The sequence below is a fragment of the Galliscardovia ingluviei genome (assembly GCF_014635685.1).
Classification (GTDB): Bacteria; Actinomycetota; Actinomycetes; order Actinomycetales; family Bifidobacteriaceae; genus Galliscardovia; species Galliscardovia ingluviei.
Window position 1 is genome coordinate 470651 of sequence record NZ_BMDH01000002.1, and the last position, 26615, is coordinate 497265.

The 26615-nt window shown below is 46.1% G+C and carries 20 protein-coding genes; 8 read left to right on the forward strand and 12 right to left on the reverse strand.

Annotation, left to right across the window (positions count from 1 at the left end; genetic code table 11):
• Positions 1-6: 6 nt before the first annotated feature.
• A complete protein-coding gene (locus IEU85_RS05970) occupies positions 7-2247 on the reverse strand; it encodes an alpha-galactosidase (protein ID WP_188355305.1) in 2241 nt (746 codons plus the stop codon).
• Between the two features lie 405 nt (positions 2248-2652).
• Between IEU85_RS05970 and IEU85_RS05975 the strand changes: the two genes are divergently transcribed.
• A complete protein-coding gene (locus tag IEU85_RS05975) occupies positions 2653-3153 on the forward strand; it encodes a cytidine deaminase family protein (RefSeq protein ID WP_188355306.1) in 501 nt (166 codons plus the stop codon).
• Positions 3154-3188: 35 nt separating this feature from the next.
• Here IEU85_RS05975 and IEU85_RS05980 read toward each other — a convergent pair whose 3' ends face one another.
• The 8 genes from IEU85_RS05980 to IEU85_RS06015 all read right to left on the reverse strand — a co-directional run bounded on the left by IEU85_RS05980 (position 3189) and on the right by IEU85_RS06015 (position 9850).
• Positions 3189-4034, reverse strand: coding sequence for a sulfite exporter TauE/SafE family protein (locus tag IEU85_RS05980; protein ID WP_229714791.1), 846 nt, complete (start codon positions 4032-4034; stop codon positions 3189-3191).
• A gap of 173 nt (positions 4035-4207) precedes the next feature.
• A complete protein-coding gene (locus IEU85_RS05985; protein ID WP_188355307.1) occupies positions 4208-4618 on the reverse strand; it encodes a type II toxin-antitoxin system VapC family toxin in 411 nt (136 codons plus the stop codon).
• Positions 4615-4854 (reverse strand): DUF6364 family protein, encoded by a 240-nt coding sequence (locus IEU85_RS05990; RefSeq protein ID WP_188355308.1) that lies wholly within the window; start codon positions 4852-4854, stop codon positions 4615-4617. Before IEU85_RS05990 ends, IEU85_RS05985 begins: the two co-directional genes overlap by 4 nt.
• Before the next feature lie 120 nt (positions 4855-4974).
• Complete coding sequence (locus IEU85_RS05995; RefSeq protein ID WP_371866653.1) at positions 4975-6558, reverse strand: ClC family H(+)/Cl(-) exchange transporter; 1584 nt, start codon at positions 6556-6558, stop codon at positions 4975-4977.
• Positions 6559-6566: 8 nt separating this feature from the next.
• The gene (locus IEU85_RS06000) at positions 6567-6968 is read right to left on the reverse strand and encodes a fluoride efflux transporter FluC (RefSeq protein WP_188355309.1); all 402 of its coding nucleotides are present in this window, start codon (positions 6966-6968) and stop codon (positions 6567-6569) included.
• Positions 6965-7501, reverse strand: a complete 537-nt coding sequence (locus IEU85_RS06005; RefSeq protein WP_188355310.1) for a fluoride efflux transporter FluC — start codon at positions 7499-7501, stop codon at positions 6965-6967. Before IEU85_RS06005 ends, IEU85_RS06000 begins: the two co-directional genes overlap by 4 nt.
• Positions 7502-7659: 158 nt before the next feature.
• The gene (locus IEU85_RS06010; protein ID WP_188355311.1) at positions 7660-8961 is read right to left on the reverse strand and encodes an adenylosuccinate synthase; all 1302 of its coding nucleotides are present in this window, start codon (positions 8959-8961) and stop codon (positions 7660-7662) included.
• A 115-nt stretch (positions 8962-9076) separates the two neighbouring features.
• Positions 9077-9850: an SDR family oxidoreductase gene (locus tag IEU85_RS06015; RefSeq protein WP_188355312.1), complete on the reverse strand. Its 774-nt coding sequence runs from the start codon at positions 9848-9850 to the stop codon at positions 9077-9079.
• A gap of 331 nt (positions 9851-10181) precedes the next feature.
• Between IEU85_RS06015 and IEU85_RS06020 the strand changes: the two genes are divergently transcribed.
• On the forward strand, positions 10182-11516 hold the full coding sequence (locus IEU85_RS06020) for a metal ABC transporter solute-binding protein, Zn/Mn family (protein WP_188355313.1): 1335 nt from the start codon (positions 10182-10184) through the stop codon (positions 11514-11516).
• A gap of 107 nt (positions 11517-11623) precedes the next feature.
• Positions 11624-12511, forward strand: coding sequence for an SA1002 family membrane protein (locus IEU85_RS06025; RefSeq protein WP_188355314.1), 888 nt, complete (start codon positions 11624-11626; stop codon positions 12509-12511).
• A gap of 454 nt (positions 12512-12965) precedes the next feature.
• On the opposite strand, the gene mscL is transcribed toward IEU85_RS06025, so the two are convergent.
• The gene (mscL, locus tag IEU85_RS06030) at positions 12966-13481 is read right to left on the reverse strand and encodes a large conductance mechanosensitive channel protein MscL (protein WP_188355315.1); all 516 of its coding nucleotides are present in this window, start codon (positions 13479-13481) and stop codon (positions 12966-12968) included.
• A 436-nt stretch (positions 13482-13917) separates the two neighbouring features.
• Between mscL and dcd the strand changes: the two genes are divergently transcribed.
• Positions 13918-14550 carry a dCTP deaminase gene (gene dcd / locus IEU85_RS06035; RefSeq protein ID WP_188355316.1) on the forward strand — a complete coding sequence of 211 codons (633 nt, stop codon included), beginning with the start codon at positions 13918-13920 and terminating at the stop codon, positions 14548-14550.
• On the opposite strand, the gene IEU85_RS06040 is transcribed toward dcd, so the two are convergent.
• Both IEU85_RS06040 and IEU85_RS06045 read right to left on the reverse strand, forming a co-directional pair.
• Complete coding sequence (locus IEU85_RS06040) at positions 14513-15625, reverse strand: LacI family DNA-binding transcriptional regulator (RefSeq protein WP_188355317.1); 1113 nt, start codon at positions 15623-15625, stop codon at positions 14513-14515. The genes dcd and IEU85_RS06040 overlap by 38 nt on opposite strands.
• Positions 15626-15867: 242 nt before the next feature.
• On the reverse strand, positions 15868-18834 hold the full coding sequence (locus tag IEU85_RS06045) for a cation-translocating P-type ATPase (RefSeq protein ID WP_371866644.1): 2967 nt from the start codon (positions 18832-18834) through the stop codon (positions 15868-15870).
• Between the two features lie 226 nt (positions 18835-19060).
• On the opposite strand from IEU85_RS06045, the gene rlmB reads away from it, so the two are divergent.
• The 4 genes from rlmB to IEU85_RS06065 all read left to right on the forward strand — a co-directional run bounded on the left by rlmB (position 19061) and on the right by IEU85_RS06065 (position 26561).
• Positions 19061-20056 carry a 23S rRNA (guanosine(2251)-2'-O)-methyltransferase RlmB gene (rlmB, locus tag IEU85_RS06050; protein WP_188355318.1) on the forward strand — a complete coding sequence of 332 codons (996 nt, stop codon included), beginning with the start codon at positions 19061-19063 and terminating at the stop codon, positions 20054-20056.
• A 489-nt stretch (positions 20057-20545) separates the two neighbouring features.
• Positions 20546-21490 (forward strand): cation diffusion facilitator family transporter, encoded by a 945-nt coding sequence (locus IEU85_RS06055; RefSeq protein ID WP_229714792.1) that lies wholly within the window; start codon positions 20546-20548, stop codon positions 21488-21490.
• A gap of 158 nt (positions 21491-21648) precedes the next feature.
• Positions 21649-24873 (forward strand): type I restriction endonuclease subunit R, encoded by a 3225-nt coding sequence (locus IEU85_RS06060; protein WP_188355319.1) that lies wholly within the window; start codon positions 21649-21651, stop codon positions 24871-24873.
• A gap of 20 nt (positions 24874-24893) precedes the next feature.
• The gene (locus IEU85_RS06065; RefSeq protein ID WP_188355320.1) at positions 24894-26561 is read left to right on the forward strand and encodes a type I restriction-modification system subunit M; all 1668 of its coding nucleotides are present in this window, start codon (positions 24894-24896) and stop codon (positions 26559-26561) included.
• Positions 26562-26615 lie beyond the last annotated feature (54 nt).

Sequence of the window (26615 nt, forward strand, 5' to 3'; positions counted from 1 at the left end):
GGTGTGTTATACACGCTCAGCCACTACCACTACTGCCTGAGCGGGGTGCAGACTTGGCATGCGCACGCCATACGATTCAAGCACCTGTGCTGACAGTTCAGTACCTTGGCTAGTCCACCAACCCAACACACTTTGTGCATTAGTAATGTCAGCAACATCAAGGCATGTGGATAGCGGCTTGATACGATACTGTGCTTGCGGATCAAGCCCTGGCAGGCGCACAGGAGAAGCTGGATATGTTTGCGAAGTAGTTAATTGCGTAAACCTATACAGTGCTACCGATTGGTCACGAGCTACTACACCATCAAGACGCACTGCGGCATCCTGCTCATCGCCATGCACTGTAGTACCTGTTGCAAAAACCTTGCGATACTGCTTAAATGCACTAATCCAAGGAGCAAGCGTATCAAGAGACTCTTGTGGCTGCTTGAGCAAATTCCATTCCACACCAAGGTGACCAAAGAAAGCCATTGCCATACGCAATTCTTGGCTAGTTGCACGCTTTGTGGAATGCGCTGGAGAATCACCCACATGTTCACCGATCATTTCCGGAGGAACAAGCAAAGATGTGTAGCGCTGAATATCGGCACGCTCTACCGGATCTACGCAGTCAGAAGCCCAAATACGATCTGCATACTGCAATATGCCAAGATCTACGCGGCCACCGCCAGAAGAGCACGATTCAATTTCAAGCCCTTGATGAGCCGCTTTCAAATCGTGGAAAATCTTATATACGGCAAGCGTTTGCGCATGAACCGCAGGCTTACCAGAATGCATAGAAACTGCTTCGGTAACCAGCTTATTATGATCCCATTTAATGTAATCAATGCCAAGTTTACCGATTAATTCATCCATGCAGGCATATACGTATGCAAATGCTTCAGGATTCGTTAAATCAAGAACTTGCTGCATACGACCTTGCATTGGCAGTCGGTTAGCGGTCGGCTTCAAAATCCAGTCTGGGTGTGCGCGAGCAGTATCGGAATCGGGGTTAACCATTTCTGGCTCAAACCACAATCCAAATTCCATACCGAGCCCATGCACATAGTCAGCAAGAGCTTTCAAACTGCGTTCTCCGCCATCAGCTCCTCCAGGCCAGACTGCTTCATCAACCTGCCAGTCGCCAAGTCCGGCAGTATCATCACGGCGATGCATAAACCAGCCATCATCAACAACGAAACGCTCGACACCAACTTGCGCGGCTTTATCCGCTAAATCACGCAAAGTCTCGAAGGAGTGATCAAAATACACCGCCTCCCATGTATTCAAAATCACAGGACGTGGTTTTGCAGCAATATTGGCATGCCACGAACGAATAACACTATGGAAGCGTGCAGCAATTTCATTCAGACCATCGCCATACGATCCATACAACCATGGTGAAGTATAGGATTCGTCGTGTTGCAAGGAAACTTCACCGCCAAACAGCACTTCACTGCCGCCAATAACACCATTAGTATAAGGCGAGCGCTCTGCCGAAAGTTTACTATTACCACTCCAGCCGAGACTGACTGCATAGGCTTCACCATGATCAAAACCAAAACCAGGCTGACCGAGAGTGAGTAATAATGTGGCATCAAAATCAGGACGCCCCATCATGGCTACTTTCTCAAATCTACCAACGGTAAGAGGCTGACGCTGTGGGGAACGCTCATGTAAATGATGTCCTGTAGTAGTAAGAATTTCTGTGGCGTACTGTGGTACAGCAAAGCCTAGTTCAACAGTTTCTACATCAAGAGCAGTATCCGCCAAATTATGCACTTGTGCACTTTGACGAACAGCTCCTCCTTCAAGTACTTCGCATATCCATGTAAGCGCAATCTGCTGGTCGCTATCTACTGCTTGTACGGTAATAACTGCATATTCGCCATTACCGTGCTCTCGCGCAATAACTTCAGCTGTCTGGTCTGTAACTACAAACTTGCAAAACAGCGCCACACCATCGCGGCGCACTACGAAACGATCGGCACCAGTCCAGCTTTCAGACTGCGTAGGCAGCACACTCGGCCAAGGCGTGTAGTCAAGAGCTCCAGAAACACGCTGAGGTTGCTGCGCGTCTACTAGGTTCAGCAACCACTGGCGGTTACCGTGCTCGCCTACAGGTCTTCCCCAATGCACAATGCGTGGGAGCTGGTGATCAACAATCGCGATTGCAAAACCTAGCTGCGCCTCAGGTTGTTCTGCATAAATAGCGGTAACTGGTCTATTATCAGCTGTTGTACCTGAATATTGTTCAACTACTGCCATACTTCCTCCACATTGCTCCGTTGCATACTGCGCATATCAATCATTGTTCCTGATTCGTGCGCTATCTACTACGCATTAGATAATTTACTGAAGCTGCACGTGCAAAACAATCTTCCTGCAAGCACAACTACGTATTCAACTATCCAAATGCCTATACGATATACGCACTAATAGCTCATATCGTAAAGAACATCGGCTTACTTGTCGCGCTCGCGTGTGTTGCTTGCATAGCGAAAGTAATTTGACGAGAAAGCTGTAAATTTGCTACGCTACAAATTCAGTACACTGCAAGCTTAGTGCACTGCAAACTTGCTGCAATAAGCGCGCACTAATGACCACCTACCGTTCACCTTATGTCAGCAATTAGCAGTCATACATTACACCACTACAACCAATGGAGCTCACATGCCAGCACTGCCTCAACCTCAAACGAACAATCAGCAAAAGCCACACAATACCAACCAATCAGACACAAGCGCTGATATCTGGCAGCAACTCTATACGCAAGCGCAACAACATTACCATCCACAAGAGGTAACGCCATTTATTTACGCACATCACGTGGTATGTGCTTTAGAAACTGCACAAGGTGATATTTTTACTGGGTTTTGTATTGAAGCCTGTTGCAGTACAATGGACCTCTGCGCAGAACGTGTTGCAGCGCTAAATATGTATGTTAATAGCGGACAGACGCAAATAAAACGCATTATTGCATTTCGCGATAAAGCTCCTTACGGTCAGGGTAGCGGTATGCCTTGCGGCGGTTGTCGGGAATTTTTACTCGAACTTGATGAGCGTAATGAGGACACTGAGTTTCTTGTTGATTATGAAAGCCGTACAACAATTACACTCAAAGAGCTTATGCCACTATGGTGGGGCAAGGAGCGCTATTCCCATAGCAAATAGCCTCTTCCTTACTTAATTTTGCAAATCAGACTTACCTATTTATCATGCGCTTTTATCGACTTTTTTCTCATGAATTGTTTCGCGCATGGAGTGATTTGCAGTGCAGTATACACACAGCGAATAAGTAACACAGCAAGATACAGTGCAAATAAATTAGCACCCATTCTCGGTGATACTGCATTGGCAAGCATATTGCCTAGCGGTGTACAAACTGCCGCCACGATACCAATAGTAAGCGCCTGAGCAAGATGCACAAGAGAGCGTTTCCAATTGGCAATAGTTCCTGCAATCGCGCTCGGAAACATAGCAAGCAAGGACGTACCACGCGCAATAAGATCACTTGCGCCGAAGAATAACGACAACGAAGGTACTGCAATGGCACCGCCACCAATGCCAAGTAACCCAGAAAGCATACCAATAACGATGCCAAGAGCAAGTATTCCCACCACACTGAGCGCTGATAGATGAATGCTCTGATCACGCGAAGGTGTAAATATTATCTGCGTAATCACAACAAATACCAAAAATGCTGCATACATCCAGCGCAAGAATAATTCAGAAAGTTTGGAAAGCAGCCAACTGCCTAGTTGCGAGCCAATAATCATACTGCTTGCCAGTAAAGCTGCGGCAATCCAGTCCACATCACCACCTGCAGCATATGAGGCAACGCCGCCAATAGAGGTTGGTACGATGGCTGCCAGCGAAGTTGCTACAGCATGACGCTGTGAAAATCCGAGTGCTACCAGAGCAGGAACGATTATTGTGCCGCCGCCAATACCAAAAAGTCCTGAAAAGACACCGCATATTATGCCAACAATCCCCAGAATAATCCACGTTTTCACATTGTTCTGGTAGCCTGCCCCGGCATTACTCTCGATCACGCTACATCCTCCGCCGATATACACATGCACTTTGCTGTAATTGGTATGTAATTTACAGCAAACCACACATATATAGCGGCAATTTGGTTACCTTTTGGTCATGCAATACACGAAATCAAGGGTATAGAAGCATCAAATTCTACACCAAATCAAGGGTAAACGTTTGCCATTTATCATTCAACTAATGCAAAAAATCCTTCTGGAGATAACGCTGGAATTGGAGAGAATCTAAAATCCTTGGTATTCCTTGTAATAATAAAATCTGCATGTTCCCGTGAAGCGATTGCGGCAACAAACGAATCTTCAATATCATGTAAATCAAGCTCGAGTCCAGAAAGAACAGTAGATTCATCTATATATGCAACATGGGCAACACTCAAGCAATATCGTAATGCGCTTATAGCGGTGTCCCTATCCTTATTTTTCTGGACAATATAGATAATTGTCCCTGCAGAGTGTGCTGGCATCAATACATGGTGCTGAGCAGTACAAGCACTGTCTAATATTCTTGCGGATGCATACCATAAATACTCACGTTGCAAAATCACGTCAAGAAAAATATTGGTATCAACAATCAGTTTCATTGCCGAGACCTCAGATATTCCTTGTATTCTAATGCACTATCTGCACTACCTCTGCCAATACCTATCAACTTACGAACTGTGGGTGAAAGTTTCTGTATTTGCCGACTATCAGCATCTATGGAACGCAAATACGAGTCAACAATTTCAGACAACGATTTACCAGAATACTGAGCAAACTGCTTTGCAGAAGTGACAGTACGCTCATCAAGATATAGTGTTACAGCTGTGCTTGCCATTATTGCTCCCTGTTATTTTTCTACGAATACAAGTATTGTATTAGATTTTACAATCATGAAAAAACTAATTTCTACCTGTTGGCAAGCTTGACAAATTGACCCAACAGTGATACACAAACTCTACTGGGGACCTTGGCAAAGCTGCAACATTGCCGCACGCACTGACTGCTCATCCTCACCACTAAAAAGCACTACTAAGTAGTCACCAGCACGCAACTCAGTATCGCCACGAGGCACCATCTCATGATCACCTCGGCGCAAACGCACAATCAAGCATCCAGAAGGCCAAGCAATATCGCGCACTTTATGACCATCGGCTGCAGAACCCATTTCTACAGGAAAATCCATAACTCCACTACCAACAGCGGAATGCGCATGCTCTTCAAGCCCCTGCTGCTTCAAGTACCGCTCCAACAACGCACCATAAATTGGCTTAGTTTTCAGCAAATCAGAAACCAGCAAACCAATAAATGCTGTAGCAGCAACAGGTAGCATATGCACCAAGGTGCCTGTCATTTCAACAGTCAGCAGAATAGAAGTAATTGGCGTTTTTACTGCACTTGCAAGCGTTCCGGCCATAACGCATACAGCAAATAGCGGCACCGTTTGACTAGAAATACCACCTAAATCGCGCGCCAGCACACCACACAATCCGCCTCCTAATGCACCGACAGCAAGAATAGGCATAAAAATACCACCCGGCATACCACTACCAAAACTTGTGCATGTAAACAATAATTTGGCAATAAGCAACACCAGTAACATCATGGCGCTAGTTTGCGCCAGCTCGGAAAGCTCAATTAACTTGCTGCCACCACCAAGCACTTCAGGCAGCCATAATCCAATAGGTAATGCTAAGACAAGCGCAATCACACAACGCCATCTGGCAGGCACATAGCCATACAATGTTTGAAAACCTAGCAATGCTCGATTTGTCAGCGATCCTAGCAGCCCTGCCACAATACCGAGTGGAATCATCCACCAATAGTGTGTCAAATTCAGCTGCGGCATATGAATAAAATCAAGTACTGGAGTAAGTCCAAGCGCTGTTTTGGAAACGAAATCAGCAGTTAGTGATGCCGCAGTAGCACCAATCAAAATTACTGGAGAAAAACTACGATGTACTCCCTCAAGAGCGAACATCATGCCCGAAAGCGGTGCGCTAAACGCTGCAGAAAGACCAGCAGCAGCGCCAGCAGTCACCATCACATGTTCTTGCAGATCATTGCGGTGTTTAGTTGCCAATCTATGTGATACAAACTGTGCTCCACAAGCGCCAATCTGAATAGACGGACCTTCCCTACCAAGCGAAAGCCCAAAAAGACCACCCAACAATCCTCCAACGAATCGCACAGGCAAAATCGTCTGCCATTTCATCGAAAGCCCATTGATTACCACACCTGATGTCTGCGGAATACCACTACCGGATGCCATCGGTTCGCGCTTGACCATCCAAGCATTAAGTAAACCCACAGCCACTACTGTTACAGCCCAAGGAATAAGTAGCCACCAATGTCGATGCATCTGCCCATACATCCAATGCGCAAATACCAAACCATACTGAATGCCGAGGCGATAGAGCACTACAAGTACACCCGCAACGATGCCGCACAGCACGCCGGCAGCAGCCATCTTCCATTTGAGGCGACTAAACGTCGTCATCATTTTGTTGAATGTGCTAAATGTTGCAGTTTGTCCTTGCAAGTTTGTGCTCATGCGAACATCAACCATCCTAGTGTTACGCAGCTCCAAGGTACGATAACTTCAAGAACGATATTGACAATACTGGCAAGATAATGTTTACTACGAAAAAGCGTGACTGACTCATTGATCATAGTGGAGAATGTTGAAAATCCGCCTAGAAAACCGGTTGCCAACGCTGTGTACATCAACGGAGAGTTTGCGAACACTCCTGAATGTAGGTACAGAGCAGCAATGACACCAGCAAGTAATGACGCTAAGGCATTGATGATTAAAGTTGAGAGCGGGAAAGTAAGTGCTTTTGCTTCTTTAATGCAGGTGTCGAGGAAGAAGCGTGCCACAGCTCCTAGTCCTCCAGAGGCGCAAATAACAAGAACACTGATTAACGTCGGTGTAGTTATGGACGAACTCATCGCTGATCACCTTCTTCACGGGCAGTATTGCTTGAAATAGTTTCTCGCCGCAGTCCCTGCCATTGCGCCAAACTTGAGCCGAACCATACACCAATAGCAGCCATAATAAGACCAGCAATAAGCGTTACTCCTGCATACACCGCTGCAGCAGGCATATTATGATCCGTAGCACTTGTCGTAAACCACTCCAATGCCAAAGTAGACATTGTAGATAAGCCGCCGCACATACCCATACCTAAACCGCGACTTGCTAAGGTTTTACTACGGTTTGCAATCCAAGGAGCACCAGCAAGATATGCCGTCAACGCCGCATACAGTAAGCAGGCAAACAAATTCGCTTCTAACGTGCCATTGCGTAATCCCGATAGCAGCGGGTCAGCCGAACGATAGATATCAGCGTTGTAAGCACTTAGTCCAAATCGAATTCCTGTACCTAAAGCACCGCCCAAAAACACCACTACATACAGCATGGGGTCCAGTAATGTTGGTTTAGGCAATGGACTTTCTTGAGGCTCGTGGCTCTGCTTGCTCATAGTTTTCCTCATTCTTACTACATAAGCGCAACCTTGCAGTATTGCAATCGTTGCGCTTAACAGTATGCTTACGAGCACATGCTTGTGAGTGCGTGCTGATGTGTGTACTCATGTAATCCGATGCTCAGTCAAGCATATTACTTAATCAAGCATGTTACTTAATCAATCAGCGAATGCACTTCGATAATGTGATCGCGCTGAGGACCTGTGCCAATGGCAGAAATACGGCAATTGGAAATCTCTTCCAAACGCTTGACATACGCTTGGCATGTTGCTGGCAAATCCTCGAAACGGTGAATTTGCGAAATATCCTCACTCCAGCCCGGTAACTCCTCATAAATAGGAGTTGCCTTAGCAAAAGCTGCCTGATCTGCTGGCATATCGTCATAGCGCACATGCGTACCATCAGCTTGTTCCACATCGTATGCCACACACACTGGAATCGTTGGCAAACCAGTAAGCACATCAAGCTTAGTCAGCACCAAATCGGTAAGTCCATTAACTTGCGATGCATAGCGGGTAACTACTGCATCAAACCAACCACAGCGGCGAGGACGACCTGTGGTCACGCCAAACTCATGACCTTGGTTACGTAACCAATCGCCTTGCTCATCAAAAAGCTCTGTAGGGAACGGGCCTTCACCAACACGAGTGGTATATGCCTTGGCAACCGCGATTACGCGATCAATGCGCGTAGGACCCACGCCAGTACCAGTGCAAGCGCCACCAGCTGTTGGATTAGAGCTAGTTACGAATGGGTATGTGCCATGATCAACGTCAAGCATGGTTGCCTGACCGCCTTCAAACAACACGGTTTTACCTTCATCAAGCGCCTTATTAAGCACCAAGGAAGTATTAGTTACATATGGGCGCAAACGCTCACCAAGAGCAAGCAGTTCGTCTGTAGTACGATCCACATCGATGGCGCGACGATTATACAACTTCACCAACATTTGGTTCTTCTGATGCAAACTTGCTTCTACTTTGTCATGCAAATGTTCAGCATTAAACAAATCATGCACGCGAATACCAACACGGTTGATTTTATCAGCATATGCAGGTCCGATACCGCGACCGGTGGTACCAATTTTACGCTTGCCTAAGAAGCGTTCTGTCACCTTATCGATAGTGCGGTGATATGGTGCAATCACATGTGCAGATTCGCTCACCAGCAATCGCGAGCAGTCCACGCCGCGTGACTCAAGTCCTTCAATCTCTTCAAAAAGCACTTCTGGATCAACAACTACACCATTGCCAATTACTGGAATCACATTAGGATTGATAATGCCGGAAGGTAGTAAATGCAATGCATATGATTCATCGCCAACCACAACAGTGTGACCGGCATTGTTGCCGCCATTAAAGCGAGCAACATAGTCAACGTGTGTCCCGATAAGGTCTGTAGCCTTACCTTTTCCTTCATCGCCCCACTGTGCGCCAATAAGAATAATTCCAGGCATTGCAGCTCCTTAGCGTATGCGCTCTCGGCAAACTTGTGGCAAACCCCTGCCGCATTTAGCCTACCCTGCGCCCTAAACGAGAGCAGGACAGGCGTTCATGTTTGGCGTTCATGTTTTATGCAAGCTCCGATGTCGGCAACTGACGACCATGAGTATCTGTTCGTGCTACTGTCCAAGAATTTGCCTGCACAACAGGGCGCACTACAACACGATCAATATTGACATGCTTTGGTCTTGACAGCGTCCAAGCAATAACATCTGCAATATCTTCTGCCAAAAGCGGCTCGTCCACGCCAGCATACACATCCATAGCTTTATCGGTACTACCAAGGCGGTTTAGTGAAAATTCCTCAGTTTTTACCATGCCAGGGCACACTTCAATAATACGCACCGGTTCTCCAACCAGCTCTAAGCGCATCGTTTCGGGAATCATTGCCTCAGCATGCTTTGCAGCAGTGTATCCTGCGCCTCCCATATAGGTCTCGTGAGCAGCAGTTGATGTCACAAATACTACATCACCACCATGTTCGCGCAAACCTGGCAGCAGCGCTTGTGTCAGGCGCAGGGTGGACATGACATTAATTTCATACATTGTGCGCCAATCTTCTGGCTTCCCGTCTGCTACTGCATCACTACCGCGAGCGCCGCCCGCATTATTTACCAGTGCATCGAGCGGACCTCCGTTGAGCACACCGCGTACTAGTTTTGAAAGTTCTTCATCTTTGGTAAGGTCAGCTGCTATTACTTGGCAGCCTGTTTGCTGAGCTAGTTTTTCTAGTCGCGCTTGGCGTCGTGCTGTAGCAATGACGTCATGCCCTTCTTGGCGCAATTTGCGTACTGTTGCTTCTCCAATACCCGACGATGCGCCTGTTACTAGAATGCGTGCCATATCTCCTCCATTGGTTGCTTTAACTGCATATGAACTTTAACTTCATATGAACATTTACGAGTCTAGTATGTTCTTGACTCGTCTCATACCAGCATTACGCCTCATTATCTGACATACCATTATCTGACATAGCATTATTTGACATAGCAAACATGCTCTACCTGACTTCGCTCGTTGCTGCAAACATACACACGCTATGTATACACATATCCACTTTCAACACGCTTATTTTGTGAGAATGATTCTCAATAAGTATACTGCAGATAGCAGTTTGCATAATGCACACAACTGCAAACTGATACCATACGTTTATTATGTAGAAAGTACAGCCATGGAACGTAATCCAGACTCCACAAACGCTCACCCTGAGCACACCAACGCAAGCACTGATACCAATCACCCAGTCAGTACAACGAATACACCTTCAACGCAGCAGGATCACGCACAACCACGCACTCCGCAGTATCGCCCACAATCGCGGCGCACTACACGCATTACTATTATCACGCTTTGCGTTGTGCTTGCCCTGATTGCGGCAGTAGTTGGTTGGTCTGTATACACCAACAGAATTAAGTCAGCACTATCACCAAACGAAACCACACTATCCAATAATTCCAGTAATACCGGCGCAAATGGCAATCAGCAGAACACCAATCCTTTACTCGATACCAGCAATGATCAATGCGATACTCAATTGCAGGTAGTAGCTTCCGTGAATCAGTGGGGATCTTTAGCACAAAGCATTGGCGGCAAATGCGCAACAGTAACATCTATTATTGCTTCAACTTCGGTCGAGCCCCACGATTACGAGCCAACGCCAGCTGATCTTGCCAAACTTCAGCAAGCAGATATTGTTATCTTGAACGGCGCAGGATACGACCCCTGGGCAACAAAAGCACAACTTGATAGCACGCGACAGCATATTATTACGGTAGGCTCACTTGTAGGTATTGACCAAAACGACAGCGCTACAGGCAATACCAACGATTCTGATAGTGAGAGCACTAGTAGCGACACTCAACACGATGAGCATACCAGCGAGCACACTCACGCGCATACCCATACTCACGCGCATACTCATACTCACGCGCATACCGATAGCAACGGCAACAGCATTAACCCACATCTATGGTTCGATCTAGAAGCCGTAGACCAAGCAGCTCATGCTATCGAACACACCTATGCACAAGTTGCCGCAGCACAGCATTCCACTAGTACTAGCGCCACAATAACCAAGCGATTCCAACAATGGGATAGCCAATATGACGTACTCACCAAGCATGTAGCACAACTGAAAGCACAAAATGCAAACAAGAAGTTGAGTTTTATTTCAACAGAATCCATTATTGATGACATTCTTACCGACCTCGGTATCACCAATATCACCCCCGAGTCGTACACCAATGCCATGAATAATGATGCTGAGCCGTCTCCAAGCGATCTGCAGCACGCGCTTGATCTACTTAATTCCAAGCAAGCGACCATGCTTATCGTCAACCCTCAAGAACTCAATAATTATGCCCAACGTTTGCAACAAGCTGCACAGCAAGCCAATATTCCAATCATTGAGGTTTCTGAGCAATTACCTGAGAATCAAAGCGACTTACTAACATGGTTAAGCACCATTGTGAACAAAGTTGAGCAAGCTTCACATACTGCATCGTGAGGCAAGCTCTACCAACATCTTGATGCATTTCACAAGCTGCATCTTGAGCATGCTCATATGCCTCACAGGCTGAATCGCAATACACTACAACCTAGTACACTAATGCTATGCCAGTATTATGTTTATTGCTGATATTGCTTGTAGTGCTCTACGCCATGGGTCGATTTGCACTCGGCAAGGGCACTACAGCATGGTCATTTTTACGTGTGTTTGGGTTTTTCCTTGCCATTATGGTTGGCAATATTATTATTCTGGCATTTGTAGTTGCCATACTGTTATTTATAGTGGCAGCAGTTGGTTCCCTTGTTTTTGCGGTCAACCCAAACCTAGAACGTTCTGCAGATACCATATTAGATACATTGCTCAGCGATAATGGTCAGACTACTGCAAGTCTTTCTGTAGGCAAGTTTCCTACTGTGCAATGGCTACTGGCATTGCTTATTATTATCTTTATTGTGGCGCTGGTTCATGCGTGGATTCGCCGCGGATTGCTACAAAAATTCCAAATACTACGCATGACAGAAACTGAGTATGAAATCAGCGAATACTTTATTCAATGGGCAACAATTTATATTGTTATTTATCAGCTCTTTTTCGATGCACTACATTCCGTTACTACATTACTTCCTGAATTAACAAGCTGGCAGAGTGCATTTGAAGTTATTCTTTCCCCGACGAATTTGAATGCCGTAAGTCAGCCGCTACTCATTGCGACTTGGGTAACTATTGTGCTTGAACGGCTTGCTATTGCGCATCAACATACGGATCGCATTAGCACATTAGTGCATAAACCTCGTGTAGCACGACAATTTACTAAATCAAAGCCGCTTGTGCACAGGCGTAAGAAAACGCGCAAACCCATACACCGTACAACGCAACCATCTGTTTCTCGCACGCATCCTCGCGGTAGTGACACCAATAGCGATACCAGTGGGGACATCAATAGCGACACCAGCAGGGACACCAAACCTACTCATACCAGCACACCGCATTAAAACCAGCTAGTGCGGAATATCAGATGTTTCAAAATGTATAGATCTCCCCACTAAAACAGCTACTCCGTAATATCAGATATTCCAAACCGTACAGAATAAAGCGATACCAACATATAAAACCGCTTGTTTGCAACAGCAACTATTCCAAACCGTACACTCTCATATCAAAACTCGCTACTTTGAAACATCAGATATTCCAAACCGTACAGAATCTAAGAACGAAATACAGAAAGCCGCTAGTTAGGAATAACAACTATTCAAACCAGTACACAGAGCATACGAACCGCACTCGCAGTTAAGAATCGCCAGAACAGATAAGGGCGTGACCCGAAAGCCACGCCTTACATACTTGCAATCCCAAGAGTGGCCAGTAGCGCACTGTATGGATCACACACAGATTTCAGCACTACAGCCACACTCAAAGAAACTCAATAAAGAAGCACAATCAAAGGAGTTACAGATTCAGCGAAGATACGCTGCCGTTATTGCGCTTCAATTCGTCGCGGATCTCCTGCAGTGTTGCCAATGTCTGCTCTTCTACGCTTGGTTCAGCCTCAGCAGCTTCCTCTTCTTCCTGCTTTGCAGTCATATCGCGCAGCTTGTTAATTGGCAAAACAATGCAGAAGTACACAGCAGCGCCAACAAGCAAAAAGTTAATCAACGCATTCAAAATAGATCCGAAGGAAATAGTAGCGCCGTTGAAGGTAATGGTCAGCACATGAGACAGATCCGGCTTACCAACCAGCATAGCAATCAATGGATTGATGAAGCTTTCCACAATTGATGTTACCACTGCGGTTACAGCAGAACCCATAACCACACCAACAGCCATATCAACCATGGAGCCGCGAGAAATAAACTTCTTGAATCCAGCCAAAGGACCTTTATCAGTCACTGCTGCTGCCTTACCGGCTACAGCGCCAACACCCTTAGCTGCCTTATTCACATTATTCAGTATTTGATTTGCCATATTCTCTCTTTTCTGGGTTTTTACACGCCCGAACATTCGGACTGATATCGTTGAACTGCTCCATGAGCTCTCACCCATACAAGCACACCGCTAAAGCATATAATGCTACTTTTGCTGAAAACTAAATTACATTGCCGCTACGCATATCACAGCACGGATCGCAACCGTACAGCAACAGTTTATACCGGCATTGTTTATAACGTTATTGTTTGTAGCATTATCGTTTTTTGGTCACACGTCAAGCCATATATTAAACTTGGCTTTTAGAACGGCTCATGTAGTACCAAGTAGGCATCGCTATGATACCTATGCCATGGTACACAACCACCATCTACAGCCGCAACACAACACAGTAGCTAACTATGAAGCTTAGACTTGTGCGCGCTCCTGTGAGATGCAGATGAGCCTATGAGTGAATGCGATAGTAAGGTAGATTATGCTGCTCAGTGACCACGATATTGTTGCCGCGTATACTAATGGCAATATTTCACTAACACCATGGACTCCTGAAATGGTGCAACCTTCGTCCATTGATGTGCGATTAGATAAGTATTTCCGAGTATTTAACAGCCATAAATACACATATGTGGATCCTGCTGAAAATCAAGGCGAGCTTACTGAAATGTTTGAAGTGCCAGATGGCGAACCTTGTATTTTGCATCCTGGCGAATTTATTTTGGGTGCGACTTGGGAATATGTGCGCCTTGATAGCTCAATTGCAGCACGGCTCGAGGGCAAAAGTTCGCTTGGTAGACTTGGTATTTTAACCCACTCTACTGCCGGCTTTATTGACCCTGGTTTTGAGGGACATATCACGCTTGAGCTCAGTAATGTTAGTAACTTACCAGTAAAGCTCTGGCCTGGTATGAAAATCGGTCAAATGTGCTTCTTTACCTTAAGTTCGCCATCTGATCACCCATATGGTTCAGATGGTGTTGGCTCTCACTATCAGGGGCAGCGCGGTCCTACGCCAAGCCGCTCGTATGAGAACTTCTATCGCGCAAATGTCAGCGAGCCCGTCGAAGAGCAGCCTATTGTTGCTCGGGTAGCTCAGTCTCCTTTGCAGTAAGGTATGGCGATTCTCTCCAAATAACTTCCGCAGGTAATAGGTGCTGGCTTTGCGTGTAGTAGCCGCGCATTGCCGTGCCTATAACTTGATCAGTCATAGCAATTAAGTGTTCAACCACCAATTCAAGCGGCTGGCGAATTGATGGGAATGAGAATGCTTGTGCTAGCGGCGAATCATCAAAACCAGTAACCAGCACTGGTCGTGTCAACCTCTGCAAATTAGCGCTATTGGCTAAAATATCGTGCTTCACCATGTGGTTGATGCTTGAAAGCGCTCCAACTGCAAGGTTATCTGAACAGCAGACGATAGCATCAAGATCAGCATGACGTTTATATAGTGCGGCTGCCGCTGCTTCGCCAGAAGTCATGGATTCTGTAGTCAGCTCAGCCCAAGAAGCAATATCAGCATCTGCAGCATCTTGCGCGAGCAAACCTGCGCGGCGTAATCCGGCTACCCAGCCGTCATATCGATCTTGCGCTGTTCCGGTGCCGGTATTCCAACCAATAAAACCAATATGCGAACGCCCCTCCTGAGCCAGACGCACTACCATATCGCTGATAGCTGTTTTTCCGTCAATATCAACCCATGGAATGCGCTGAGCAACTTCTGGATTGAGCTGCCATGGCCTACCGAAGAGTACAAATGGTTGTTGGTGTGCCAGTAACCATTGCGGACGGTGGTCCTCAACTTCAAGTTCGTTCAAAATAATGGCATCAACATCAGATTGCTCCATCAAACTTTGCACATACTGCAATTCTGACGCTTCATCAGTGCGCGGGTAGAGCATAATTTGACGCCCTTGCTTGCTCGCACGGGCAGCGAGTAAATGCAAAAACTCATCAAAAATTGGTGAAGGAGCACGGTGAGCACCTGTGGCAATACCGACAGCGAGTACATCGGATCGTCCAGAACGCAGTCGGCGTGCTGCAGCATTAGGCTTGTAACCGAGTTCTTCAATAGCTTTCATAATGCGCAAGCGCGTAGCTTCAGAAACTACGTCTGGCGCATTTAAGGCATTTGAGACCGTTTGATGAGAAACACCTGCACGCTTTGCAACATCACGAATGCTGACCATAGCGCCTCCACTACTTGACTACGCTCAATCTACTGCGCTGCACTCTAGCGCTGCCCAAACCTCAGTGCTCACGCTCCAGCGCTTATGCCCGTATACGTTCATGAGCCTAAACTTATCTAGCTTAGGCTCATGTGCACGTTCACATCCTATAGTTTACACCTATTTCGCATCAACACATCACAGTGAAGGTATTTCTCACACATATCCATAACTCCACTTGTCCGATTGGGTATGTGCTTGGCTTATGCCCGTTGCTTATCTATCAAGCAAACAATGCACTTATAGATTTCGCTACCAACCAACACCAGCGCCGCCAAACCAATGCACTCTAACCATTGATGCGCATGCAATGGCATCGTGCCGAACGCAGTATTGAGGAATGGAACATAAATTACTGCCAGTTGCAACACAATAGACAGCGCAACAGCGCCCCACAGCCATGCATTAGCAAACATTCCATGGAAAGCACTGCGCGTGCCAGAGCGTGCTGCAAACGCATTAAAGAGCTGAGCAAACACTAGAATGGTAAAGCCCATAGTTCGTGCCATAACGATCTGATCTGCGTGTGCCATACCAACGGCGGAATCATCAGTAATTAAGCCGCCCGGCAGATACAAATCCATACCAATAAGCGTTACTGCAGCCATCAGCAGACCAACAACAGCAACATCTGACCACATTCGTCCATCAATAACGCGGTCGGTGAGCTTGCGAGGACCACGATTCATCACATTTTCTGTTGATGGGTCAACACCCATTGCCATAGCAGGAGCAGCATCAGTTAAAAAGTTAATCCACAATAATTGCACTGCGAGCAAAGGCACGGTTACACCCGCAGAGGCCGGGTCATCAAGACCTAGGAATCCAGCAAGGAGTACACCGAAGAACACAGTGAACACTTCTCCAGCATTGGAGCTAAGCAGGTAGCGCAGGAATTTGCGAATATTATCAAAAATCGCTCGACCTTCGCGCACCGCAGCCACAATGGTGCTGAAATTATCGTCAGCTAAAATCATTGCCGCAGACTCTTTAGTAACTTCCGTGCCAGTTATACCCATAGCAACGCCAATATCAGCTGATTTCACAGCAGGCGCGTCATTAACGCCGTCACCCGTCATGGCAACGATATTGCCCTGGTCTTGTAATGCACGAACAATGCGCAACTTGTGTTCTGGAGCTACACGCGCATACACCGAAGTGTGCGCTACAGCCTGCTTGAATTCGCGTTCGCTCATCTGGTCGAGCTCATTACCAGTTAAAGTATAGCGTTCAAGGGATTGCTCACCTTGTTCGATAATGCCGAGGTCTTGGGCAATACGAGCTGCAGTTAATGGGTGGTCGCCTGTAATCATTACTGTGCGCACACCAGCGCCATGAGCTTGAGCAACTGAGTCTCGAACTTCGGTGCGCGGAGGGTCAATAATACCAACCATGCCAAGCCAAACCATATGCTGTTCTATAACATGCGGCTGGTCTGCAAGATCAACGCCCGACTCAGCCCCTTCAAGCTGATCGATCTGTGTGGCCCCAGTAATGCGATATGCCTGACCAAGTGTGCGGTAGGCTTCTTTGGAAAGCTGCTCAACCTGGCTAACAATGCGCTCACGATCTTCGCGCGTCAGTACGCGCACCTTACCTTGATCAAAAACATAATCACAGTATTGCAGCAGCACATCTGGAGCGCCTTTTGCAAAGGCTACAAGCTGCTTGCCGTCAGCAACCTGTGCCCAAGGAGCAAGGTGAGCAGAAGCATACTCACTAGCATCTGGCATACTCAGTGTGCCCACAACACTCATACGTTTGCGCTCAGAATTAAAAGGGATCTCTGCAATTCTTGTAAAGTGCTGTGCCCAGATGTCTGCTTGAATTTTGCGAGCAGCCACAATTAAGGATACTTCCGTTGGGTCTCCCACAATACTCGCGTCATCATTAAGTTTGCCGTCGTTTGCAATTGCTCCAGCAGCAAGCATATATGCGCTGGCTTGAGCAGCCTGCTCACTTGGTGGCATATGCTGCTGAACTACTAACTCACCTTTTGGCTCATAGCCAGTTCCCGTAATACGCAAATCATCATGCAAAGTGAGCAAACGCTGCACTGTCATCTCATTACGCGTGAGCGTACCTGTTTTATCAGAACAAATAACTGAAGCAGAGCCAAGAGTTTCTACAGAACTCAGCTTTTTCACAATGGCATGATGTTTAGCCATACGCTGCACACCAAGCGCCAACACTACTGTCAAAATAGCTGCCAAACCTTCTGGAACTGCGGCAACAGCAAGAGAGACAGCCAACAGCAGAGAGTCAATTACATCTTGAATAGAGTGCAAGCCATACACCACAGCAAGCGTAGCCAGCACACCAACTGCAATCACACATACTGCAATACCCAGCATTTTTGAAACACGAGCAATCTCTTTTTGCAATGGCGTAGGTTCTTCTTCCGCTCCCTGCAACATATCAGCAATATGCCCAACCTGCGTGCTCATACCAGTTGCCGTAATAATGACCTTACCTGTACCCTGAGTAACAGCCGTGCCATTGAATACCATATTTGACCGGTCGCCAAGAGCTTTAGCTTGCTCAAGTGTTGCCACATTTTTACTCACTGGCACTGATTCGCCAGTCAGTGAAGCCTCTGCAATATGTAATGCTGCAGCATGAACCAAACGTCCATCTGCAGCCACATTATCGCCCTCAGCAAGGAGCACAATATCACCTGGCACAATTTGACTGGACTCAACTGTGCTTCTTTCGCCATCACGCAAAACGGTGGTTTGCGCGGCAGTCATTTTAGCCAAAGCCGCTACTGCTTGCTCAGCTTTCGCCTCTTGCATATAGCCAAGTACTGCATTAAGCACAAGAATCAGCACAATAACAATGCAATCAAATGGCAATGCTTCTGCCTCAGCCGGATTGTGCAGTTTTTCAATAACCCATGCAATACCAGAAATTACTGTTGCTGCAAGAAGCAAAAATACGAGTGGATCATTAAATTGCGCAAGAAACTTTTTCCACTTTGGCGTTTCAGGCGCACTTGCCAGCGTATTAGTGCCGAACTGTTCAAGCCGGCGTTGCGCTTCTTGGGTAGAAAGACCCCGCTCAATGTCGGTATGCATAGCTTGAGCTACTGATTGTGCATCAAGCAATGATGGATCTTGGTCAAAAACTAACTGATTATCACTCTGATTAACACCAGTTGACTGTTTCAATGAAGTCCCTTTGGTTATGCCGCAGAGTAGTCAAATCCTTGGAAATGTTATCCTTGAAACTCTGGGGATCTGTGCGGATACGGATATTTACCACATCTATTATACGTACCGCAGCAAGTAAAGTTCGTAAATTAGCAGCGCCTTTACAAAATATCATCGAAACTCATGAAACGAACTCTGCGATAAATAAAACTGCGCAATACGTGGCTTGTGGGACAATACAACTATGGTATCTAAGAAAGGGCCGACCAAGGGGTCAGGCGGAAAACATCGCAACAAACTTCGTGGGCATGGACCTACACCGAAGGCAGAAGATCGCGTATATCATAAAGCATATCGCGAGCGCAAAGCTGCAGAGCTCAGGCAAATGGCAGATCCTCGTCTTGCCGCTCGCCGCCGCGCTGCAAAATTTGCTGCCGAGCCAGGGGACTTGGTTATTGGGCGTAACGCAGTACTTGAGGCATTGCGAGTAGGTGTGCCTTCCAAAGAACTCTATATTGCAACGCACATTGAACATGACGATCGTACGCGCGAAATTGTGCAGCTCGCTGGAGCTCAAGGTTTGCACTTGCTTGAGGCTGATCGTCTTGAAATGGATCGTATTGCGCATAGCTCTAATCATCAGGGTATTGTGTTGAAAGTACAGCCATACCAGTACGCCTCATTGCAGCAGCTAGTGGAACGCGCTGAGCGCAAGGCTAATGCTATGTCTGTGGCGAATACTGAGGCTCGTATTAAAGCACGTCCATTGTTTATTGCACTTGATGGCGTAACTGATCCTCAGAATTTGGGTGCAGTAATTCGTTCGGCTGCTGCATTCGGTGCGCAGGGCGTTATTTTGCCAGAGCGCAGGAGTGCGTCAGTTACCGCGGCAGCATGGAAAGTTTCTGCAGGAGCGGCAGCTCATATGCCTGTGGCTCGCGTGGTAAATCTCACGAAAGCTCTAGAGAGTTTGAAAGAGCGCGGTTACTACATTATTGGTCTCGATGGCGGTGGCGATGCGCTTGTCGGAGAAACTGGTTTTGAAACCGATCCACTAGTGGTCGTTCTCGGTTCTGAGGGCAAGGGGCTTAGCCGCTTGGTGCGTGAAGCATGTGATTCGATTGCTGGTATTCCTATCAGTTCTATGGTTGAGTCGCTCAACGCTTCTGTTGCGGCTGGCATCAGCTTGTATGCGGTTGCTAATGCGCGACGTAAGGCTGCTACTGGTACACAGGACTAATTCGCACTGTGCCATAGTTTTTATTTTTTATTAGGCTTATTGGATTGAATTAGTACTAGCCAATTTGCGGAGGCGTGTTGTATGCACGCCTCTTTTGCTTAATTTTGCTTAGTTTTTGTTTGATTCCTGCTTAATCCGAATAGCTGCTATTCATAATTATCGGGTTTTATGCAGAGAATGTACTTTTTAATAGTTGCTATTGCAAAGTAGCGAGTTTTTGCGTTATGCGACGCGCATTCTATACTTGTTTTAATAGTTACTATTACAAAATAGCGAGTTTGTTATGTTTCGCCCTCAGATTCTGTATGGTTTGAAACATCTGATATTCCAAATCAGCCATTGTTATGAGTAAGACATACATATTTGAATAGTTGCTATTGCAAAGTAGCCGTTTTCAGAGTAAGACACTAAGATATGACGCACGAACACATGCAAAGTGAACAACTGCAATCCGCGCACACGCAAAGCGATCATATACAGGTTAAGAACATGCAAAACGCACGTACACAAACCAATCACACGCACGAACATACTGCTGCAACACATCAAAACCGACTCATCGCTACCCTACTACTTACTGGCACAATTTTTATTGCCGAAGTTGTTGGCTCGGCGCTCACCCAATCGCTAGCACTCCTTGTCGACGCCGGCCATATGCTCACTGATATTTCCGTGCTCACCGCCTCAACTATCACAGCAATACTTATGCGCAGGAAGCCTTCTTCTGATAAAACGTGGGGTTGGGCACGATTAGAAATTCTTACAGCTGCAGCAGGCTCTATTGTGCTGCTTTTTGTTGGATTATATGCCATTGTTGAAGCTGCTATGCGACTATTCGGCTCAACCCATAGCGGTGTGCAAAATCCTAGTTTGCTGCTGATTTTTGGTTGTATTGGTTTAGCGGCAAATGTTGGTTCCATTGCAATTTTGGCAACTGATCGCAATAGTAATCTGAATATGCGTGCTGCATTCCTTGAAGTGATGAACGATGCTCTTGGGTCTGTTGCAGTTATACTTTCTGCGGTAATTATGATGCTTACTGGCTGGCATGGGGTTGATGCTCTTGCTGGCGCTGGTATTGCAATACTCATGATTCCGCGAGCATGCGCGCTGCTACATAAGGCGGTTCGTATTTTATTAGAGGAAACCCCGCAAGGTCTTGACTTAGATGCTGTGCGCGAGCACTTATCAAAAGTGCCACACGTAATTGCTGTTCACGACTTACATGCCAGCACGGTTGCTACCGGATTGCCGCGGCTGAGTGCTCATGTGGTTGTTGAGAAAAACTTGAGTTTGCAGGAAGCCGGCGATGTGCTGCATAATTTGCAGTATTGCTTGCGTAAACATTTCCCTGTTTCTATAGCACATACTACATTTCAGATTGAGCCTGAGGGATATCAGTCGTCCACGCATGAGACCACTGTGCATCGGTGATGCTGTGTAATAGCGCAACCTCGTAAACTCATACCTTATTCATTTTCAATATGCCAGCATTGCAAGGTAGCAGCTCATAGCGAGTTCATACTTTCGCTTAGTCAGAGCGATAGTATAGTAGTTGCTATCTGAAAGCGCAGCTTAAAAAAGGGGTATGTATGGTCAGTGAAGATCACAACAGTCAAGCAGCTAAACCACTTCAAGACACATCATATTCTTCTGGAGAATTAGAGTTTGAGGATAATCTTATTCAGTATTTGCAGTCTGTAGGTGGCACGAGACAGTGGAAATATCGCCCTGATATTAAAACTACCGAGCAGCTCTGGCAAAACTTTCGGCAAATTTTAGCAACGAATAATAAAGACCGCCTCAAAGGCAAACCGCTCTCTGACCAAGAATTTAGTCAAATTCAAGCACAAATCAATGAACTTGATACTCCATACAAAGCTGGACAGTTCCTCTATGGAACTAATGGCATTTCGCAAGTTACCATTGCACGCGACGACGGCACTGAAGCCTATCTTACTGTGTTCGATCAAGATGCTATTGGCGCAGGCAATACGGTTTATGAGATTGTCAACCAGATCGAGCGCCCTAAGAAAGTGCCTGGAAATAAAAACCGCCGTTTCGACACTACATTATTGATTAACGGTCTACCTATTATTCAAATTGAGGAAAAAGCTGCAGGACATGACCCTCATGAAGCGCTCAACCAGATGCGCCAGTACATTTATGAGAAACAATATTCTGACATTTTCTCTACTCTGCAAATACTTATTGGTCTGACACCAACAGACGCTCTATATATGGCTCGTACTGCGGACGCAGATCACTTTAATACTGATTTCTCCTTTGGTTGGCTGAATGAACAGACCAATGAGCGCATTACTGATTATCGGGACTTCTGCAATCGTGTGCTTTCTATCCCAGCGGCACATCAATTGGCAACAAGCTATATGATTCTCGATGGCACGCGCAATAAACAAGCCATTAAAGTGATGCGTCCATATCAGGTATTCGCAACACGCGCTGTGATTGAGAAACTACGTGCTCATCGTTTTGGGCTTGACGATAGCCGTCTTGGCTACATTTGGCATACTACCGGTTCAGGAAAGACCATTACTTCGTTCAAAACAGCATGGTTGGCGTCAAGACTGCCTCATGTTGATAAGGTTGTTTTCCTCGTCGATCGTGTCGCTCTCACTAACCAGACTGTGGAAGAGTATCAAGCGTATGATCCAGAGAACACTGATGATTCAGCAGGCGGTGTTGTTACTGACTCTGCTAATCGTTGGCAGCTTGAACGGAAACTCAAAACCAAGGGCAAGGGCATCATCGTTACTTCTACGCAAAAAATGCACGCTATGTGTATGGTCAAAGATAAGGATAGTAAGAAAAAGCAAGAGCGTAGTAGTATCGATGCTATTAAGCAGAAAAATCTTGTGTTTATTGTAGATGAAGCACATCGCTCCACTGACGGTGACATGCTTGCCGATATCCGTACTGCACTACCAAACGCAGCATGGATTGGCTATACCGGTACGCCAAGCTTTGATAAAACACCCAACAATCGAACCACACAGGATATTTTTGGTCCAATGCTTCACGCCTACACTATTCGTGATGCTATTGCTGATCATAATGTGCTCGGCTTTAAGGTAGACTTTGAGACTACACTGTCACGCCAATCGCTGATTGAAGAATATTTACCAGAGTTCTTTAAGCAGCAACACCCCGATTGGAACGATGAGCAGATTAACAGGCGCGTGCATAATCTCACTGATGCTGATATGGATGATATGCTGTCTCCGTCGGTGTATGACAATAATCCGGAGCATATTCGCCTCGTTGTTAAAGATATTTTAGAGAAGTGGGATAAGCGTTCCGCTGCACGTCGGTATAACGCGCTGCTCACAACGCATGTGGCTGGCAATACGTCTTCTATCAACATGGCTATCGAGTTTTATAAAGAGTTTGCTCGACAGAATGCACTGCTCCCTGAAGATAACCGTATTAAGGTTGGTATTACCTATTCTGAGAATCAGTCGAACGATGACCATCAGTTTGGGCAGAATTCTTTCCTTGATATCGTACTTGCTGACTATAATGCCATGTTTGGTACTTCATTCCAGAGAGTAAGTTTAAAGGAATATACAGCAGATCTTGCTTCTCGTTTGAATAGGACAATTTCTCATAATGAAAGCGATTGGCTTGATTTAGTGATTGTAGTTGATCGCTTGCTTACTGGCTTTGATGCACCGCAATTAAATACATTGTATGTCGATAGGACGCTTAAGGGTGCGCAACTGATTCAAGCGTACTCGCGTACGAATCGTATTTTTGATATGAAATCTAAGCCATTTGGTCACGTGGTCTCATATCGCTGGCCAGGCAATTCTGAAAAACTTATGAAGCAGGCACTCTCTACTTATGCGAATCCTGATTCTGCGCTCAAGCAGGGTAAACTTGATATCCATGAGCCTGATGATCCAGGGAGCATACTCGCTATTCCTTATGAGAAAGTTGTAGAGAAAATTCAGGGAACTGTTGATCAAATTTGCACTATTACCGATAAGTTCACTGCCACTCCAAAGACTGTTGATGAGGCTAAAGAAACGCTTCAACTCATTTATCAGTACAGTAATAACCTCGCGCAAGCGCGACAAGATGAAAAGTTCCCAGATAATGGCACTGAATTTTTATCGAGCGTTGGATTAGACGAACAGTCAGAATCATGGATTGTAGATACGCTGCGCAGGAGCTGCCTGGGAGTTATTCGTGAGCACATGGGTGGAGAAACCGACAATTTAGATCTGAAGTTTGGTACGGAAGTAGAGCGTATCACTCGCGTCCTTGTTGACTACGATTATCTTGAAAAGCTCATAGCTAATATGCTTAATGCACTACATGTGGAAGATCAGGATAAAGCTCAGCATTATGCTCAGCAAATCCAAGAACAGACCGATCGTATGGAAGATCGCAAGTATGCTGAGCAGATTGCTGGCTTCACGCGCGATGCATTGGCTGGAAAGCTTGGCGATGATGCTATACAATACCCAGTTAATCAGGACGGTGTGAAAAGCATTGTGCTCAATCATGCTGATAGTTCTATGCGTCGTGAAGTGCTTGATTTTAAGCAGCGCTGGGGACTGCAAGATATCAAGGATTCTCATCTAGTGAACGAAATCCTCGAGCGTCACGTGGTAGGACAGAACGATCTCGATGTCAACCACGAACTGACCGAGATTCAGAAGCAGGCGCAAGCCAACTACTCGACAGACGCAACCGACCCAGAAGTGCGTAGTCTCTCTCGCATTGTTTACCGCCGAAAGCTCGGCGAAGCGCTAGTGAAGTTCGCTGACATCATTCGAAAGAAATACTGATACTAGAGGAGGAATAAATAATGCCAACTATTGATCAAACGATTAGCAGCATTTGGAGTATGGCTAACCAGCTGCGCGGTAACATGGATGCCTCCGAGTATCGTGATTATATTTTGGGCTTCATGTTTTACCGGTATCTTTCTGAGCGTCAAGAGCAGCACTTGCTTGACTACGAAATTGTTTTCCCTCAGGAAGGTGAAAGCATTAATGATGCGTATGCACGCGAGGCTCAGGAAGACCGTGACGAATATTTGCGCGTCATTGCTGGTGATCTAGGTTACGCAATCAGTCCTGAATACACTTGGAAAACGATTGTCGGCAAGATTGCTGATAAAACAATCCGACCTTCTGATTTCCAAGATATGATTGATAGTTTTAATCATTCTCTAGCAATTAACCCAAATGCTGAGCAGCGTTTTGATGGCATTTTCAACGATATGCGCTTTACTAGCACGCGCTTAGGCGCTTCGGTTAACGACCGGGCAAAGGCGTTAGCTGGAACGATTACGCTGGTTGATTCCATCACATATACAGATGAGAATGGGCATGATATTCTTGGCGACATTTACATGTATTTAATTGCTCAATTTGCTGGAAACGCTGGTAAAAAGGCTGGTGAATTCTATACCCCTGCACCAGTTTCTGAAGTATTAGCAAAAATTGTAACTCAGGATTTACGAGCACTGCCAGCAGACGATCATTCTGCCGGCGGATACTCTGTGTATGATTTTGCATGCGGTTCTGGATCGCTGTTGCTCTCTGTTCAGCAGCAAACTCCAGATCCTTCACGAGTATTCTTCTACGGTCAAGAATTAAATACAACCACGTATGACTTGGCTCGTATGAATTTGATGATGCACAACGTGGACTATCAGCATATGAAGCTGCGCAATGCGGATACGTTGGAAGCTGACTGGCCACTGCTAACTGATAAATCGGGCATACAAGAAGCGCAAAGCTTTGACATGGTGGTAGCGAATCCGCCGTATTCTGCAAACTGGGATAATCGAGATGAGAAGTTAAAGGATCCTCGATTCCGTGATTTTGGTGCATTGGCTCCTAAGTCAAAAGCGGATTTGGCATTCGTACTGCATGGCTTGTATCACTTAAAACCTGAAGGAACTATGGCAGTAGTGCTCCCACATGGAGTGCTCTTCCGTGGCGCGAGTGAGGGCAAGATTCGTAAAACTCTGATTGAGAAGAATCTTATTGATGCAGTTATTGGTCTGCCATCCAACTTGTTTTATTCAACAGGTATTCCAACCTTAGTGATGGTGTTGAAAAAGAATAAAAACACAGACGATATTCTCTTTATCGATGCTTCTAACGATTTTGAGAAAGGTAAGAAGCAGAACATCTTGCGCGAGCAGGATATTCAGAAAATTATTGACACGTATGCCACACGTCAAGATGTAGAGCGCTACGCGCATGTAGCGACACTGGATGGGATTACAGAGAATGATTTCAATCTTAACATTCCTCGCTATGTAGATACATACGTGCCTGAACCACCAATTGATTTAGGTGAGCTCACTCGCGAAATGACAGAAGTAGACGAGCAGATTGCATCCACACAAAAAGAATTGCTCGGCATGATGAGCGAGCTCCATGCAGAGGATCCAAAACTACAAGCCGATTTAGACACATTCATTACACTGTTGCGCAAGGAGGTCGGTTCCAATGAGTAAAAACCTAACTCCCGCAGTACGTTTCAACGGCTTCACTGACGTTTGGGAGCAGCG